General features: G+C 64.4%; 13 protein-coding genes and 1 tRNA gene. 10 read left to right on the top strand and 4 right to left on the bottom strand.

What is annotated here, in order from left to right; all coding sequences use genetic code 11:
- The first annotated feature begins 135 nt into the window (after nucleotides 1–135).
- The 6 genes from ptsP (at nucleotide 136) to G8E03_RS04045 (ending at nucleotide 7,576) form a co-directional block, all read left to right on the top strand.
- Nucleotides 136–2,397 carry a phosphoenolpyruvate--protein phosphotransferase gene (ptsP, locus tag G8E03_RS04070; RefSeq protein ID WP_166188952.1) on the top strand — a complete coding sequence of 754 codons (2,262 nt, stop codon included), beginning with the start codon at nucleotides 136–138 and terminating at the stop codon, nucleotides 2,395–2,397.
- Between the two features lie 107 nt (nucleotides 2,398–2,504).
- Nucleotides 2,505–3,431 carry a hydroxymethylbilane synthase gene (gene hemC / locus G8E03_RS04065; protein ID WP_166188949.1) on the top strand — a complete coding sequence of 309 codons (927 nt, stop codon included), beginning with the start codon at nucleotides 2,505–2,507 and terminating at the stop codon, nucleotides 3,429–3,431.
- Between the two features lie 26 nt (nucleotides 3,432–3,457).
- The gene (locus G8E03_RS04060; RefSeq protein ID WP_166188947.1) at nucleotides 3,458–4,159 is read left to right on the top strand and encodes a uroporphyrinogen-III synthase; all 702 of its coding nucleotides are present in this window, start codon (nucleotides 3,458–3,460) and stop codon (nucleotides 4,157–4,159) included.
- A 70-nt stretch (nucleotides 4,160–4,229) separates the two neighbouring features.
- Nucleotides 4,230–5,858 carry a mitofilin family membrane protein gene (locus G8E03_RS04055; RefSeq protein WP_166188944.1) on the top strand — a complete coding sequence of 543 codons (1,629 nt, stop codon included), beginning with the start codon at nucleotides 4,230–4,232 and terminating at the stop codon, nucleotides 5,856–5,858.
- A gap of 20 nt (nucleotides 5,859–5,878) precedes the next feature.
- Nucleotides 5,879–7,456, top strand: a complete 1,578-nt coding sequence (locus tag G8E03_RS04050) for a heme biosynthesis protein HemY (RefSeq protein WP_166188942.1) — start codon at nucleotides 5,879–5,881, stop codon at nucleotides 7,454–7,456.
- Nucleotides 7,457–7,500: 44 nt separating this feature from the next.
- Nucleotides 7,501–7,576 (top strand) — tRNA-Thr (locus tag G8E03_RS04045).
- A gap of 35 nt (nucleotides 7,577–7,611) precedes the next feature.
- Here the strand turns inward: G8E03_RS04045 and G8E03_RS17295 are convergent.
- On the bottom strand, nucleotides 7,612–7,755 hold the full coding sequence (locus tag G8E03_RS17295; RefSeq protein WP_205793243.1) for a hypothetical protein: 144 nt from the start codon (nucleotides 7,753–7,755) through the stop codon (nucleotides 7,612–7,614).
- Between the two features lie 181 nt (nucleotides 7,756–7,936).
- On the opposite strand from G8E03_RS17295, the gene G8E03_RS04040 reads away from it, so the two are divergent.
- Complete coding sequence (locus G8E03_RS04040) at nucleotides 7,937–8,290, top strand: cupin domain-containing protein (protein WP_166188940.1); 354 nt, start codon at nucleotides 7,937–7,939, stop codon at nucleotides 8,288–8,290.
- Between the two features lie 316 nt (nucleotides 8,291–8,606).
- On the opposite strand, the gene G8E03_RS04035 is transcribed toward G8E03_RS04040, so the two are convergent.
- Together G8E03_RS04035 and G8E03_RS04030 are read right to left on the bottom strand one after the other, a co-directional pair.
- Nucleotides 8,607–11,165, bottom strand: a complete 2,559-nt coding sequence (locus G8E03_RS04035; RefSeq protein WP_240910419.1) for an HWE histidine kinase domain-containing protein — start codon at nucleotides 11,163–11,165, stop codon at nucleotides 8,607–8,609.
- A complete protein-coding gene (locus G8E03_RS04030) occupies nucleotides 11,152–11,712 on the bottom strand; it encodes a biliverdin-producing heme oxygenase (RefSeq protein WP_205793241.1) in 561 nt (186 codons plus the stop codon). The genes G8E03_RS04035 and G8E03_RS04030 overlap by 14 nt, the downstream gene beginning before the upstream one ends.
- Before the next feature lie 267 nt (nucleotides 11,713–11,979).
- Here G8E03_RS04030 and G8E03_RS04025 point away from each other — a divergent pair, with 267 nt between their 5' ends.
- Entirely contained in the window at nucleotides 11,980–13,119 is a 1,140-nt protein-coding gene (locus G8E03_RS04025; protein ID WP_166188935.1) for an MFS transporter, read from the top strand.
- A gap of 114 nt (nucleotides 13,120–13,233) precedes the next feature.
- Here the strand turns inward: G8E03_RS04025 and ychF are convergent, their stop codons facing one another.
- Entirely contained in the window at nucleotides 13,234–14,331 is a 1,098-nt protein-coding gene (gene ychF / locus G8E03_RS04020; protein ID WP_166188933.1) for a redox-regulated ATPase YchF, read from the bottom strand.
- 177 nt (nucleotides 14,332–14,508) lie between these two features.
- Here ychF and G8E03_RS04015 point away from each other — a divergent pair, with 177 nt between their 5' ends.
- Together G8E03_RS04015 and G8E03_RS04010 are read left to right on the top strand one after the other, a co-directional pair.
- Nucleotides 14,509–15,900, top strand: a complete 1,392-nt coding sequence (locus G8E03_RS04015; protein WP_166188931.1) for an aspartate aminotransferase family protein — start codon at nucleotides 14,509–14,511, stop codon at nucleotides 15,898–15,900.
- Complete coding sequence (locus tag G8E03_RS04010; protein ID WP_166188929.1) at nucleotides 15,897–17,186, top strand: NAD(P)/FAD-dependent oxidoreductase; 1,290 nt, start codon at nucleotides 15,897–15,899, stop codon at nucleotides 17,184–17,186. The genes G8E03_RS04015 and G8E03_RS04010 overlap by 4 nt, the downstream gene beginning before the upstream one ends.
- Nucleotides 17,187–17,377 lie beyond the last annotated feature (191 nt).

The following is a 17,377-nucleotide window of genomic DNA, read 5'->3' as shown; positions in this document are numbered from 1 at the left end:
ATAGGCGCGTTCCGCGCGGCGATCATTTCTCGCGCTGTGACTTTGGCTACACTTGGCGGGACTTATCGCCCTTCACGTCATCCATTCGCGGCCCTATAGTCCCCACAACTAGAACGAGCGTATGGTGAGCCCGAGATGAACACCCCTACACGCGGTGCCTCTTCGAGGGTGTTGCTGCAAAAGCTGCGTGACGTTCTCGCCAATCGTGAGGGCGGGCAGGAACGGCTCGACATCATGGTCCGGGTGATCGCCGAAACGATGGACACCGAAGTGTGCTCGATCTACCTGCGTTGCGACGAACGCACGCTGGAGTTGTGCGCAACGGAAGGGCTCAACCCCGAGGCTGTGCATCAGACCCGGATGCGGTTCGGCCAGGGTCTGGTGGGCCGGGTCGCGGAACACGGTCAGGCGGTCAACACCGCCGATGCGCCGCGCACCCCGGGGTTTCGCTACATGCCCGAAACCAGCGAGGAAATCTATTCCGGCTTTCTGGGCGTGCCGATCCAGCGGCTTGGCGAATCACTGGGCGTGCTGGTCGTTCAGAACAAGTCGGTCCGCAAATTTTCCGAGGACGACCTGCACGGGCTGGAGGTCGTGGCGATGGTGATCGCCGAAATGGCGGAGGCCGGGGCCTTCACCTCCAGCGGCGATCTGGGGGGGATTGCCCCGCCCCATTCCAGCCCGGTCTTCTTTCGCGGCATCCAGGGGCAGGAGGGGGTCGCCGAAGGGGTCGTCCATCTGCACGATCCGCACATCGTCATCACGAACCCCGTCAGCGACGACCCCGAGGCCGAACATCGCCGCCTGCACGACGCCCTGCACAGATTGCACGGCGAAGTGGACCGGATGCTCGACACCGGCGCGGTCGATGAGGCGGGCGAGGCGGCCGAGGTCCTGCACACCTATGCGATGTTCGCCCGCGATCGCGGCTGGATCACCCGGATAGAGGACGGCATCCGCGAAGGTCTGGCCGCCGAGGTCTCGGTCGAGAAGGAACAGGCCAGCATTCGCAAACGCATGTCGCACATGACCGATCCCTATCTGCGCGAACGCTTTCACGATCTGGACGATCTGTCCTATCGCCTGCTGCGACTGCTTTCGGGGCAGCGCGACGACCGGTTCGACATTCCCGACAATGCGGTGCTGGTCGCCCGCAATATCGGCCCGGCGGAACTGCTGGACTATGGCAACCGGCTTTGCGGTATCGTGCTGGAACAGGGGGCCGTCAGTTCGCACGCGGTGATCGTGGCGCGCGCGCTGGCGATCCCGCTGGTTCTGCAAGCCGGACGCATCACGCGGGAGGCGCTGGAGGGCGACCCGATCCTGATCGACGGCGACACCGGGTTCGTCCATCTGCGCCCCGAGGACAGCGTGCGCAGCGCCTTTCGCGAAAAGATGGCCATGCGCGCCGAAGCGCAGGAAAAATACGCCACGCTGCGCGAACTTCCGGCGCAGGCCCTGTGCGGGACGATTGTGTCGCTGCACATGAATGCGGGCCTGATGGCGGATCTGCCCTCGCTGGTGAGCAGCGGCGCGGAGGGGGTGGGACTGTACCGCACCGAGTTGCAATTCCTCGTCCGCTCCAAGGTGCCCCGCCGGGCGGAGCAGGCGGCGCTCTATTCGCGGATTCTGGATTCCGGGCGCGGCAAGCGCGTGGTTTTTCGCACGCTGGACATCGGCTCGGACAAGGTGCTGCCCTACATGCGCCCCACGGATGAGCCGAACCCGGCGATGGGCTGGCGCGCGATCCGCCTCGGCCTCGACCGGCGCGGGGTGATGCGGATGCAGGTGCAAAGTCTGCTGCGCGGCGCGAACGGGCGTCCGCTGTCGGTGATGTTTCCCATGGTCGCACAGCTCGACGAATTCCTTGAGGCCCGCAAGCTGGTCTTCGATGAGGCCGCGCGTGAGGTTTCCATGGGTCATGTCGCGCCGCAATCGCTGGAGGTCGGCGCGATGCTGGAGACGCCCAGCCTGGCCTTCGCGCCCGACGCATTTTTCGAGATCGTCGATTTCGTCTCGATCGGGGGCAACGATCTGAAACAGTTCTTCTTTGCCGCGGACCGCGAGAACGAGCGCGTCCGGCGCCGCTATGACACGCTGAACGTCAGCTACTTGACCTTCATCGGCCAGATCGTCGAGCGTTGCGACCGCCACGACACGCCGGTCAGTTTCTGCGGCGAGGATGCCGGCCGCCCGATCGAGGCATTGTGCCTGTCGGCGATGGGGTTGCGCAATCTGTCGATGCGTCCAGCCTCCATCGGGCCGGTCAAGCATCTGCTGCGCCGCTGCGATCTGGATGAGGTCCGCGCCGTGATAGACGACGCCTGCGCCAGCGGCGCGCAAAGCGTGCGCCCCGCCATCGAGGATTGGCTGTACCGCAACAACATCACGCTGTGATCCGCAGGGGCCGGTGCGCCCGAACGCATCCATACCCGATCAGCCGCACCTACATGGCAGGGCGGTGTCGCACTTGCTGAAAACCCGTCACATGGCTAGATAGCCCCATGACAGAACCGACCCCAGACAGCCCGCTGAAAATCGGAACCCGTGGATCGCCGCTCGCCCTAGCGCAGGCGCATGAGGTGCGTGGACGCCTCGCCACCGCGCATTCCCTGCCCGAGGATTGCTTCGCCATCACGGTGATTCAGACCACCGGCGACGCCGTGCAGGACCGCCCGTTGAGCGAGATCGGCGGCAAGGGCCTGTTCACCAAGGAACTCGAAGCCGCGCTGATCGACCGCCGCATCGACATTGCCGTACATTCGACCAAGGACGTGGCGAACCTTTTGCCTGACGGCCTGACGCTCAGCACGTTCCTGCCGCGTGAGGACGTGCGCGACAGCTTCATCTCCCGCAAATATGCGACATTCGACGCGCTGCCGCAGGGTTCGGTCGTGGGGACCTCCTCGATCCGGCGTCGGGCGCAGATGGCCGCACGGCGCCCCGACCTGCGGTTCGTGGAGTTTCGCGGCAACGTGCAGACCCGGCTGGCCAAGCTGGATGCCGGTCTGGCCGTTGCGACCCTGCTGGCCTGTGCGGGGCTGAACCGCCTGGGACAGACGGACCTTCTCAACCCGATCCCCCCCGAAACCATGCTGCCCGCCGTGGCGCAGGGCGCGATCTCGATCGAACAGCGGGCGGACGACGCGCAGGCAAGCGCCCTGCTCGCCCCGCTGAACGACGCCGACAGTGCGCTGGTCGTCGCGGTGGAGCGGGCCTTTCTGGCCGAGCTGGACGGATCGTGCCGCACGCCCATCGGCGGGCTGGCGCAGATGCAGGACGGGCACGTGACCCTGCGCGGCGAAATCCTGAAGCCTGACGGCTCTATCACGCATTCCGACACATGGCGCGCGCCTTGCGCCGATGCGGTGGAGATGGGGGCGGCAGCCGGGCGCGAATTGCTGCGCCGCGCCGGGCCGGGATTTTTGTGACAGGGATTTCTGTGACAGGGCCTTTTGTGACCGGGACTTCTGCGACGCGGGTTCTGCTGACCCGTCCGACCGCGCAATCGCAGGATTTCGCGCAGGCGCTGGGGCCCGGTTTCGGGGTTCTGACCTCCCCCTTGCTGGAGATCCGGTTTCTGAACCCGGTGGTGGATACGGGCCACGCCCGGGCGGTGGTGTTCACCTCCACCAACGGGGTGGCGGGGTGGCGGCGGCGGGACGGCGACTGCACCCTGCCGGCCTTTTGCGTCGGAGCGCGCACGGCGCAGGCTGCACAGGCCGCGGGGTTCCCCATCCCCGCGACGGCCCCGACACTCACCGCGCTGGTGCCCCATTTGCGTGACCAAACCGGCGGCCCCCTGCTGCACATTCGCGGCACCCATGTCTCCGCTGAACTGGCAGACCTGTTGCCGGATCGCCAGATCGCCACCTGCATCGTCTATGAGGCGGAAGCGCGCCCGCTGTCGCCCGACGCTCATCATGCGTTGGAGGCTGGGGAAATCGACGCGATCCCGGTCTTTTCCCCGCGAACCGCCGCCCGATTGCTGGCCGAACGCACGGATCGCTGGCGGCTGGACGCGACGCGCCTGATCGCCATCAGCCCCGCAACCGCCCGAATTCTGGCCCCGTTAGCATCAAAGGGCGTGGAAACGTCGCCCACCCCTGATACCAACGGTCTGCTTGCGTTGCTGCACCGCAAGAGCGCACAATGTTAAGGCTTGCCGCTTTCGCAGGCTGACCTAGCTTGAATTGCATCCACCGCCGCGCCTATCGAGAGTTTTTGCCATGTCCGACCCCAAGCGCCCCGACCAGCAGCACGATACCGACGACAAGGTCGACGGTGCCGAGACAAATCTGCCCGATGTCGAGGATGCCGAACTGGTCGAGACGCCGGACACCCCTCCGGCCAAGACGGACCCGCTGGTGATCCCGGACGATGACAATTCGGACGACGAAGTGCAGGACGATGAGACGCAGGAGGACATCATCGCGGGCGGGGCGGATACCGTTCCTGGCGACACCGTCCCCGGCGACGTGAGCGCGGATGACGGTTCCCCTGATGACGATGCAGACGACACGCCGCAGGATGACGCTGATTCCGTCATTCCCGGTGCCACCGCAGCCGCCGCGACCACGCCGTGGGGCGGCGCGCCGGCCGATGTGAACGCGCGCTCGACCTCCGATCCGGCCAGCCCCAGCTACGTCGCGCCTGATGCGTCCTCATCCGACGGCATGTCACCGGATGATGAATATCATGAGGATACAGGCTCCGTCGCGGGGCGTGTTCTGTTCTGGCTGTTCCTGCTGGTGGCGGGTGCGGTGCTGATCCTTTGGGGCGGGCCCAAGGTCGCACCCAACCTGCCATCCGGCCTTGCCCCGGTCGCCGAATGGCTGACCCCCGGCCAGCGGGCCGCGCAAATGCAGGTGGAGGAGATGGAGGCCCGGCTGAACGCCCGGATCGACACGCTCGACACCGGTTTGACGCCCGAGGGGGTGGATGAGCGCATCGACACCGCCGTGGTCGAGAGCGAACAGCGGAGCGCCGAATCGATCACCGCGCTCAGCGCACAGGTTAACGATTTGTCCGATCAGGTCGCCGCCGCCGACAGTGCCGCAATCGAGGAACGTCTGGCTCAGGTCGAAACCCGGCTGGAGGGCATCACCGCGGAGATGTCGTCGCTGCGCAGCGACCTGACCGGCCTTGCAGCCGGTGAGGGCGGCATCACCGGCCAGAACGCGGCCGAGATCGACGCCTTCACCGCCGCGCTGGAGGGGCTACAGGCCGAACTGGATTCGATTTCCGCGCGCAACGGGGCACTGGATCAGCGGATCGACGAGGTTGCCGCCACGGCGGAACGTCAGCTCGCCACCGCGCGTGAGGAAGTCGCCGCCGCGCAGGCCGAGGCCGAGGCGCAGGTCGCCGTCGCCTCCGAACAGGCGGCCATGACCGCGCTGGCAAATGCCCTCGACACCGGGGAGCCGTTCGAGGAACCGCTCGCTGAACTCGCTGAACAGGTCGAGATCCCGGCCCCCCTGCCCGAACTGGCACCCACCGGTGTGCCGACCCAGGTCGCGCTGGAAACCAGCTTCCCCGAGGTTGCGCGTCAGGCCATCCGCGCCGAAATCGCACCGGGTGAGGACGACAACATCCTGTCCAGCGCCAGCGCTTTCCTGCGCTCCCGCGTTGCTGGACGCTCGCTGGTCGAACGTGAAGGCGACGATGCCGACGCCATCCTCTCACGAGTTGAGGCGCGTCTGCGTCGGGGCAATCTGGAGGCGGCACTGACCGAGGCGGAGCAGCTGTCCGGCGCCCCTGCCGAAACTCTCTCGTCATGGACCGCGGACCTGCGCGCGCGTCATGATGCCCTTTCCGCATACCGCACCCTGGCCGAACGTCTGGACGCCGATAACTGAATTCCCGAGGAAACGCTTAGATGCTCTGGTCCCTGCTCAAAATCATTCTTTTCGTCGCTCTCATCACGGCGGCCGCTTTCGGTGTGATCTATGTGATGGATCAGGACGGCGGTCTGACCCTCGCCGTGGGCGGGCGCGAATATCCCTTCGAGCCGATCGAGGTGCTGGTCGTTCTGGCCATCGCAATGATCCTCTTCCTGATCGTGCTGAAACTCGTGGGGCTTCTGATCGCGGTGCTGCGGTTCCTGACGGGGGATGAGACGGCGCTGTCGCGCTTTTTCGACCGCAACAGGGAACGTCGCGGGTTCAACGCCCTGGCCGAGGCGATGATGCTGAACGCCTCGGGCGATGGCAAGAACGCGTTGAGCCGTGCGCGCAAGGCCGACAAGCTGCTCGACCGCCCCGAACTGACCCGCCTCGTCACCGCGCAGGCGGCGGAGGAAGCGGGTGAGCGGCATCTGGCCGAGGAACAGTACAAGGCCATGCTCTCCGATGGGCGCACGCGGTTCGTGGGCATTCATGGCCTGATGCGTCAACGCCTCGCCAAGGGGGAAACGGAAACCGCGCTGAAACTGGCCGAGCGTGCCTTTTCGATCCGGCCCCGGCATGAGGGGCTTCTGAGCACGCTGTTCACCTTGCAAACAGAACAGGCCGAATGGGACGGCGCGCGCCGTACCCTGGCCGCGCAGGTCAAGGCCAGCGCCCTGCCCCGTGACGTTGCAAACCGGCGCGACGCGATGCTGACCCTCGCCTCCGCACGGGAGCGGATCGCCGTGGACGATGCAGGCCCCGCCGGGGATGCCGCGCTTGAGGCGCACCGCCTGACGCCCGGACATGTTCCCGCCTCCGTCACCGCCTCGCGCGTGCATCTGCATCGCAACAGCCCCCGCGCCGCGCAGCGTACCTTGCTCAAGACATGGAAGATCGCGCCGCACCCCGATCTGGCAGCAGCCTTTGCCGCGCTTGTCCCGGATGAGGATCCCTCTGCACGGCGCAAGCGGTTCGAGCCCTTGCTTCAGGCGCATCCCGATCACCCGGAGACCAGGATGCTCAAGGCCGAGCTGGCCATCGCGGATGAGGATTTCCCCGCAGCGCGCCGTGCAATGGGCGATCTGGCGACGACAGCCCCGACCACACGCGCGCTGGCGATCATGGCCGCCGTCGAACGCGGCGAAGGGGCCGACGACAAGGTCGTGCGCGGCTGGCTGGCCAAGGCGCTGACCGCATCTCAGGGGCCGCAATGGGTCTGCACGAATTGCCGCGCCACCCACGCCGAATGGTCCGCGACCTGTTCCAACTGCGACGCCTTCGACACAATCGACTGGCTCGAACTGTCGCAACCTTCCGCCAGCCGGACCGACAGTGCGGCGATGCTGCCCGTTATCACCGGAATTCTCGGTTCCGACGCGCAGGATGAGGGCTCCCCGATTGAGTCTGAGGAGCACTCCGTATCTGAAGGGTCCACAGCCGAAGAGACAGGGACCGTTCCGCCTGAGACCAATCCGATGACGGGCGATATCGACGGTGCCGCAATGGACGAAACCGATCTGGCCGCCGCCGCCGCGCGCAAGGAAACGGAACCCGCGAAATCGGCCTGATTTCTCTTGCGCAGATCACGCGCAATCGCTAATCACGGCCCGTCGCCGCAGTAGCTCAGTTGGTAGAGCACATCATTCGTAATGATGGGGTCGGGGGTTCGAATCCCTTCTGCGGCACCACTTTTCACTTGTGAAACGTCAGACGACTTTGACATTTACGTCAACAACTGGCCCAGTTTTTTGGAAACGGCATAGCTGACCTTCGCGCCGGTCGCGGCGAAGGTCTCAAAAGAGCCCTCTTTGACCGATGCTGCTACGCAGCGAATGTCTGCTGTCACAAGACGATCAAAAACCTCCAACAAGACCTTAAGGCCTTGGGTTTCGAATAGGGCCTTTGATAGTCTCCAATGAGGTGGTTTGCGTATGGCCCAAAATAAGAGGGTTTTTGGAGCATCATTGAAGCCCGACTGTGCGGGCAAGGCTGTCTTGGTGGCCCTCACGCATAACCAAGAGGATCATAACAATAATAGGAAAATCAACATGAGCAAAGCAATCAATCTGGCCGAAAAACTTGAGACATTTAAGGAACATTGGTCGCCACGCACTCTTTCAGAGTTCAATGGCCATGACATCATGGTCGTGAAAGTTGAGGGTGAGTTTAATTGGCATGTTCACGAAGAAACCGACGATTTTTTCCTTGTCTTACGAGGCGAGCTCGACATTGAAATGCGGGACGAAACGGTAACGTTGCGTGCCGGGGAAGTTTACGTTGTTCCAAGAGGAATTGAGCATAGAACGGTTGCGAAGCAGGAAGCGCACCTGCTTCTGATTGAGCCATCCGGAACGCCCAATACTGGGGATGTCTCTACGGCGGCCAAGCGGATGCTCGCGTAAGAACCGCGTGACCTTTGGGCTCCCTCCGATTTTCGCTGTGCCTGTACAGATCTTCCCAAAAACCACCATTTTCTGAACGGTTCGCCGAACCGGACATTGATACACGTTCATCCAAGGTCGGCTTTTTCCCGCACTTCATAGGGATAGGTCTCGGTGAAGGTCCGGTCTGGGTCAGTAATGCATGACGCGATTCATTGATAGGATTCAGAAAACCCACTGCAACGAGCCAAAGGTACGCGACGTTCCAGATCACTTTGGCTCCACTACCCCTCTGAGATGCAATCGCATTTCGTCATCCGGCGGGCCGACCCCACGGTCAGCTCAGCAATTTGCGAAGCCCGTTGCGGATTGCGTCGTTGCTGAACGGTTTTTGCAGCACGGGCACATCCTCGCTGACGTCCATCTTGGCGCCGACTTCGCCATAGCCTGTGGTCAGCATGAACGGAACGCCCTGTTCCGCCAGCATGCGGGCGACGGGGGCGCTTGTCTCCGTGCCGAGGTTGACGTCGAGCAGCGCGACATCGACCGTAACCCGGCCCAGCAGATCCAGCGCGGCGGCGTTGTTGCCGACCAGATAGACCTCCTTCGCGCCCAGTTCCTGCAATATGCCCTCGGCATCCATGCCGATAATCATGTTGTCCTCGACGATCATGGCGATGCCGATATCCAGCCGGGTATCGCGGGCTACGGCGTCCTGTGCGGCGCGGTCGCTACCGATTTCGGTGCGGATCGTCGCGATCTGCGGTTGCGGGATGTACAGCGTCGCCTCGACCCCGGTCAGATCGTAGCGCATCTGCGCGCGGCCGTGCAGTTCGTGTGGAATAGACCGGTCGATGATCGCAGTGCCGAAACCGTGGCGCAGGGGCGCCTGCACGATCGGGCCGTCATGTTCCTTCCACACGATCGTGACGCCGCCGTCCTGCTCATGCGTCAGGTCGATGATGATGCGACCGGCAGGTACGCTCAACGCGCCGTATTTGACCGAATTGGTCAGCAACTCATGCATCACCAGCGCCAGGGTCGAGAATGCCAGCGGTCGCAGCATGGGGTCGGGGCCGTCAATTGTCAGGCGGCTCTCATCGCCCAGAAATCCCTTCGCCTCGGCCATTACCAGGCCGTGGAACGAGGCGGGCTCCCACTGTTTTGTGGTCAACTGGTCGTGCGCGCGGGCCAGGGCGTAGACCCGCCCGCCCAGAACCTCGGTGAAATCCGCGACGGATGTCTTGCCCGATGCGCTCTGCGCGATCAGACCCCGGATCAGATTTAGCATGTTACGGACGCGGTGGTTCAGTTCCGCTATCAGCAATTCCTGCCGCTCATGGGCACGGTCGCGATCCTGCGAGGCGCTGTCGGTCAGGCGCAGGATGATCTCGATCAACGTGGTGCGCATCGATTCCGCGGCCCGCAACTCGGCCTCGGTCCATGGTTGGCTGGTGCCGCGCACGACCTCCTGCCAGGCGGCGAAGCTCTTGCGCGGGGTCAGGCGTGCGCCGTTGGGACCGGGTGTCACCGGCTTGTCCGGGTTACCGGCCCACACCACCGTGCGCGCGATTTCGCGCCGGAACAGGACGAAATAGTCGCGCGGGGTGCGCGAAACCGGAATCGCGAGGATACCTGCGATATCGGGGCCCAGTTCCTCGGCCTCGGGATAGACCTTCGCCAATTCCGATGTGGCGTAGATCGAGCTGGCCTGCGTGGTGTTCAGAAACCGCTGCAGTTTTCCGAAAGCCTCGGCTGTGGGGGCCAGACCGCGCGACTGGAAACTGCCCCCGATGGTGGCGATGGCGCCGTCCCAAGGGATCACATCGGCAATCGCATTGGTGAATGCGTCGAAATTCTCCGCCAGGGGTGTGCCCTCAACGACCTGCGACATCAGCTGGTCGTGAACGGAGCGCGCGCGCTCAAGCTGGGTCTGTTCTTCATCGCTCAACTTCTGGTCCAGGACGAACGACAGCACCAGACCGAACATTTCGACTGCGGAACGGGTTTCGTAGCTGAGCGTGCGCGGGCTCATGTGGTGGCAGGCGATCAGCCCCCACAACTTGCCCCGCCGCAGCACGGAAACGGACATGGAAGCACCGACCCCCATGTTGCGCAGATATTCCAGATGGATCGGCGACACGGCCCGCAAGCTGGACATCGACATGTCGAGCGGAGCGCCGTCCGGTCCACGCTCAGGCAGGACCTGCGATCTGGGGCCATCGACATCCGCGATGATCCGCAGCAGGGAGCGTTCGTACAGCGCCCGCGCTTGTTTGGGAATGTCGGATGCCGGATAGCGCAGACCTTTGAATGCCTCCAGATCGGGGCGGGTGACCTCGGCCACGACCTCACCCGAATCGTCATCAGCGAACTTGTACAACATGATCCGGTCGAATCCGGTCAGCGCCCGCATGTTGCGCACCGCCAGATCGAGCAGTTGGGCGGGGGATTGCGCGCCGTTCAGCCGGTCGATCATCGGCCGCACGAGCGAGGCCTGATCGCCTGCCCCCCGGGTCATGCTGCGCTCGAACTCCAGCACGATGGAACGACCCGACATGTGGATCGCCACATCCATGGGAACCGATGCCTGCGCCACGTCGAGGTGGAAGAGCCGCTCAACCGCGTCCGCACCGGCCAGAACTTGCAACCGACCGCGAATGTCATGCAGCGCGGTGGGGTTCAGCAGCCGCGACAGCGGGCCACCGATGATATCTTGCGGGTTCACATCGAAAAACCGGCCCACATTGTCAGAAACATGGGTGATGTTCCAATCGTGGGACACCGCGATCAAGCAACCGAAATCCTGCACATGGCCCAATTGGTGGATCGGCTCACGTTCACAATTCGTCAGATCGACATCTTGCGGTTGCAGGTTTTCGTCACTCATCGTCATGGGTCTTTTCCCCCGGCTCCAGCGCCTCGAAGGCCCGGACATACACATCGAACGCGTCCAACGCCCCGGCAATAACCGCAGCGCCGTTCGTTTTGGAATTCATTTCCGTCAGTTGGTATAGCAGAGCCTTCCACATGCCGAGTCCCGTTGGTGCGGTAAGATAGCGGTCCGCGCCCAGAATTGAGGGATCGGTGGATTTCGCGTGATGCCGCTTCAGCACCTGCGCCCCCAGTCTGGACCCGGCGATAACGTAGTAGGCCCCCAGCGCACCGTTCGCGTCCAGATGCAGGCCCCCGGCGGGCGGGGGGTCGGGCTGCACGCCCAGATATGACAGATCGCCCGTGATCGCATCACGCAGCGGGGTGCAGGACGGCAGCGGCACGCTGTCCAGAACGGGCGCAAGCGTCTGAAGCGCCGAGGCGCTGCCCCGCAGGAACGTCACCAACCCCGAACGGGTCGCCACGTCCAGCGCCATGATGCGCGTGTCGAGCCTGAGATGCGCCGGTCCGGTCGCATGGCGCAGATCGTCGCGCAGATTGCCGGTCAAATCCTGGGAGGGTGCAAAGGTGAGTGCCATATCCGAACGTCTGGTGCTTCCCGCGCAAAAACAGAAGAGAACCATCTCGACACTCTTGGACACTTTTGCATAGCTCGGACGGTCACATGTTTTTGGGGAAGACACAAGCCGCCGTACATCGTAGCCAAGGGTTCCTTCCTCTGGTCAAGCTGCGGTCCCCTGGCGGACGTTCTCTCGGCCTACCCTTCCTTTCGGCTTACCCTTCCTCACGGTCCCGCCCTTCTCAGGATACGCTGCATGCTCGTTTTCATACTGTCGCTGGCCAACTTTGCCATCGGGATGGGCGTGTTCGTCGCCATCGGGCTGCTGTTGCCGATACGGCAGGCCTTCGGGCTGGATGAAACGCAATCCGGTCTGATCCTGACGATCTATGCGGTTACCTATGCCATCGGCTCCCCCGTTCTGGTGGCGCTGACGGGGGCACGGTCACGCCGCAACGTCCTGCTGATCGGGCTGGGCATATTCGCCCTGTCCGCCATCATGATCGCGCTGGCCCCCACGGCGCAGGTTCTGTTCGGCGCACGGGCACTGTCCGCGCTGGGGGCCGGAATGGTCACGCCGGTCACTGCCGGGGTTGCGGCCTCAATCAGCGCGCCGGAACGACAGGGCAAGGTCATGGCCACGGTGTTCGCCGGGCTGACCTTCGCGCAGGTGCTGGGGGTGCCGGCGGGCACGTGGATCGGCTACACCTTCGGCTGGCAATCGGCCTTCTGGCTTGTCGCCGTGCTCAGCATCGTATGCATAGCGGGCATTGCGCGGTTCGTGCCCCACGACTTGCCGTTCGAGGTCACGGGCCTGCACAGCCTGGGTGAGGCGCTGGCAAACTGGCGCGGGCTGCTGGTCATCGGGTTCACCACCAGCTTTCTGGGCTCAATCTACGTTATCTACACCAATATCGCGCCGTTGCTGGAATCGCGCATGGGCTACGAACGTGACGGCATCACGTTCCTGCTGATCCTGTTCGGGTTGGGGGCGGTCGTGGGCAACTACCTGGGCGGATGGATGGCGGACCGGGTCGGACCGCTGCGCACCCTCGGCACGCTGTGTCTGTTGCAAATCGCGATCATGCCCGCTTTCAGCTTCCTGCCCTATGCGGACTGGATGCTGGCGGGCGTCATGATCCTGTTCGCCGTGGCCGGGTGGTCCTTCGTCGCGGGGCAACAGGTGCGCGTCGTGCGCATGTCCGGCAACCCGCCCACGGTCAGTCTGGCCCTGAACGCGGCGGCGATCTATCTGGGGGCGACCATCGGTTCCTCGATCGGGGCGTTGGCGATCGGGGCGCTGGGGCCGGATTCGCTGGGCCTGATCGGCGCGGGGGTCGCCGTGATCGCCCTGCTGCACCTGCTGCTGTCCCACAGGGTCGCACATCGCGGTTGAGACGGCCAAACCCCGCGACTGGCCTTGTCGCGGAGCCGTTTTCGCCACGTCTGCCCACATCGCGTTCGCCATCACCGGGTCGCAAATATCGGCTTGCTGACCCGGGTCGCGCGATCAGGTATTGAACAGGAAGTGCAGAACGTCGCCATCCGCGACGGTATAGGCCTTTCCCTCGGCGCGCATCTTGCCTGCTTCCTTGGCTTTCTGTTCGCCGCCAAGGGTCACGAAATCGTCATAGGCAATGGTTTCCGCCCGGATGAAGCCGCGTTCGAAATCGCCGTGGATCACGCCTGCGGCCTGCGGTGCCCTAGTGCCCTCGTGAATGGTCCAGGCGCGCGCTTCCTTCGGCCCGACGGTGAAATATGTCTGCAGGTTCAGCAGGCCGTAGCCCGCGCGGATCAACCGGTCCAGACCGGCCTCCTCCAACCCCATATCGTCGAGGAACTCGTTACGCTCCGCATCGTCGAGCTGGCTGATCTCCTCCTCGATCGCGGCGGAGATCACGACGGAGACAGCGCCCTGCGCCGCCGCCATTTCCGCCACCCTGGCGGATTGGGCATTGCCCTGCGCGGCCGAGGATTCCTCCACATTGCAAACATACAGGACCGGCTTCGCGCTGAGCAGTTGCAGCATGTCCCAGGCCTTGCGCTCATCCTCGTCCACCTCGACTGTGCGGGCGGGGCGGCCCTCGTCGATTGCGGCCTTGGCCTTGGCCAACAGCTCGACCTGAGCCTTGGCATCCTTGTCGCCGCTCTTGATCTTGCGTTGCAGATTGGAAAGCCGCTTCTCGATGCTCTCCAGATCGGCGAGCATCAGTTCCGTCTCGATCACCTCGGCATCCGCGACGGGATCGACGCGGCCGTCCACATGGGTGATGTCGTCATCCTCGAAACAGCGCAGCACGTGGGCGATGGCATCGGTTTCGCGAATATTGGCCAGGAACTGGTTGCCCAGCCCCTCCCCCTTGCTGGCGCCCTTTACCAGACCGGCAATGTCCACGAAGGTCAGGCGGGCGGGGATCACGCTTTTCGATTGCGCGATGGCAGCCAGCTTGTTCAGGCGCTCATCGGGCACCGAAACCTCACCGACATTCGGCTCGATGGTACAGAATGGAAAGTTCGCCGCCTGCGCCGCCGCCGTGCGCGTCAGCGCGTTGAAGAGCGTCGATTTGCCCACATTGGGCAGGCCCACGATACCACATTTGAAACCCATGTTCCTGCTCCTTGACCCGGAATGACCGGCTTCACTAAGGCCGTGTGGCCATGTCGGTCAAGCCCGCGCGCCGCGCCGTTCCCGCGGGGTGATGCCAAATATCCGCGTCGCGGGCTCTCACCACCTCTTTCCTTCGCCGCCGCGCCGCGCCACTCTCGCGCCAAAGGAGCGAGTCGCATGGCACCCAAGGACAACCACCCCCCCACCACGGAAATGCAGGCCCTGGATGCCGCGCATCACATCCATCCGTTTTCGGACACCGCCCAGATGCGGGCCAAGGGCGCGCGCGTCATCACACAGGCCGATGGCTGCTGGCTGACGGACAGCGAGGGCAAGCGCATCCTGGACGGTATGGCGGGGCTGTGGTGCGTGAATATCGGCTATGGCCGGCACGAACTGGCCGAGGTGGCAGCCCGCCAGATGCAGCAGCTTCCCTTCTACAACACCTTCTTCATGACCACGCACCCGCCCGCCGTGGCCCTGTCCGCGAAGCTGGCGCAGATCGCCCCGGGCGACAAGAACCGGGTGTTCTATGCCGGTTCGGGGTCCGAGGCGAACGACACCAACATTCGCCTCGTCCGCCATTACTGGGCGTTGATGGGCAAGCCGAACAAGCGGACGATCATCGCGCGCAAGAACGGCTATCACGGCTCGACCATGGGGGCGGCATCGCTGGGCGGCATGGCCGGAATGCACGCACAGGGCGGGATGCCGATCCCCGATATCGTGCATATCGACCAGCCGCACTGGTGGGCCGAGGGCGGCGATCATTCGCCCGAGGAGTTCGGCCGCATCCGCGCCGCGCAACTCGACCAGATGATCGACCAACTGGGGCAGGACAATGTCGGTGCCTTCATCGCGGAACCCGTTCAGGGCGCGGGCGGCGTCATCGTTCCGCCCGAAACCTACTGGCCCGAAATCTCTCGCATCTGCCGGGAGCGTGACATCCTGCTGATCGCGGATGAGGTGATCTGCGGCTTCGGGCGGACAGGCAACTGGTTCGGCTCACAGACCTACGACATCGACCCCGACATCATGACCATCGCCAAGGGGTTGTCGTCAGGCTATCAGCCCATCGGCGGGTCAATCATCCGCGAAAGCGTGGCGCAGGTCATCGAGGACGGCGGCGAGTTCAACCACGGCTACACATATTCCTCGCACCCTGTCGCGGCGGCGGTCGCGTTGGAGAATATCCGTATTCTTGAGGAAGAAGGCATCGTCGATCGGGTTCGCGACCATACCGGGCCGTATCTGAAGAAAAAATGGTCCTCCCTCGCCGATCATCCGATGGTGGGTGAGGCGCGGATGGTCGGCATGATGGGCGCGCTGGAGCTGACACCCGACGCGCCCGCCCGCGCGGCCTTCGCGAATGAGGGGACGGTCGGCCTGATGACCCGCGACCGCTGCTTCGCCAATGGTCTGGTCATGCGTCATGTGGGCGACAAGATGATCATCTCGCCGCCGCTGACCATCGCGGATTCCGAGATCGACACCCTGGTCGAGCTTGCGTGGAAATCCCTGGATGAGGGGATGGCCACGGCCAAGGCCGAGGGGGCGTTCACCGCGTGAACCTGCTCTACGCCAACGACATTCCGGGGACCTATCCACCCAGTTGGTATGCCGACACGGCGGTCCCGCGCCCCATTGCCACGCCGCTGGACCGCGACATCCAGACCGAGGTCGCCGTGGTCGGCGCCGGGTATACCGGGCTCAGCGCGGCGCTGCATCTGGCGCAGGCCGGGCGGCAAGTCGTTCTGGTCGATGCGCACCGCGTCGGATGGGGGGCGTCGGGGCGCAATGGCGGGCAGATCGGATCGGGGCAACGCATCGACCAGCCCGAGCTGGAGGAAAGCCTGGGCCACGACATGGCGCGCGACCTGTGGGCCATCGGGCAGGACGCGCGCGACTTGGTCAAATCCCTGATTGCCAGGCACGCGATCCCCTGCGACCTGACCCCCGGCATCACCTATACCGATCACCGTCAACGCTACGCCGCTGGCACCCGCGCCTATGTCGAGCATATGAACCGTCACTACGACACGGCGCTGCAATACCTCGACGCCGGGGCGGTGCGCGAACGGCTGGGAACGCAGGCTTATTACTCGGGCCTGCACGACCCGGACGGGGCGCATCTGCATCCGCTGAACTACGCGCTGGGTCTGGCCACAGCGGCGCGCACCGCTGGCGTGACGATACATGAGAACACGCCCGTCACGGCGCGCGATGGCCGCGTCCTGCAAACCCCCGGCGGCCAGATCACCGCCGATCACGTCGTTCTGGCCTGCAATGGCTATCTGGGCGGGCTGGACGATCAGGTTTCGCGCCATGTCATGCCGATCAACAATTACATCGTCGCGACCGAACCGCTGGACGAGGCGCTGGCCCGCGAACTGATTCCCCACAACGAGGCCGTGGCCGACAGCAAGTTCGTGGTGAACTATTTCCGCCTCAGCCGGGACAACCGGATGCTGTTCGGTGGTGGCGAGAGCTATTCCTACCGCTTTCCCCGCGATCTGGCCGCGAAGGCACGAAAGCCGATGATCGAGATCTTTCCCCAGCTTGCCGACGCGAAGATCACCCACGCATGGGGCGGAACGCTGGCGATCACCCTGTCGCGGCTGCCCTACCTGCGGCGATTGCAGGACGGGGTGATGTCCGCCTCGGGCTATTCGGGGCACGGCGTCGCACTGGCCACGCTGTCCGGCGCGCTGATGGCCGAGGCGATCACCGGCGACAGTCCCCGCTTCGACACGATGGCCCGCCTTGCGCATCGTGCCTTTCCCGGACCGCGCCGCTGGCGCACACCGCTGCTGGCCCTCGCGATGAGCTGGTACGCCCTGCGCGACCGCCTCTGATCGGGTAGCAACCTTGCCGGCAAGCGACTCTGCCCGGCAGCCTGGGCCCGCACAGTCTGAGCCAGCAAAGGTTAACTTGACCTTTCGACCTGCGCACGATTGGCTCACCGTGACGCAGCCGCCGACCGGGCAGATTGCCACTGCCGCATGGGGCGGGCCGCTGACCTGACCGGGATGAAGCCTGCACGACA

It is taken from the genome of Pontivivens nitratireducens (assembly GCF_011290545.1).
GTDB lineage: Bacteria > Pseudomonadota > Alphaproteobacteria > Rhodobacterales > Rhodobacteraceae > Pontivivens > Pontivivens nitratireducens.
The sequence above is the reverse complement of the archived record's forward strand: the minus strand, read 5'-3'. Positions and strand labels throughout refer to the sequence as shown.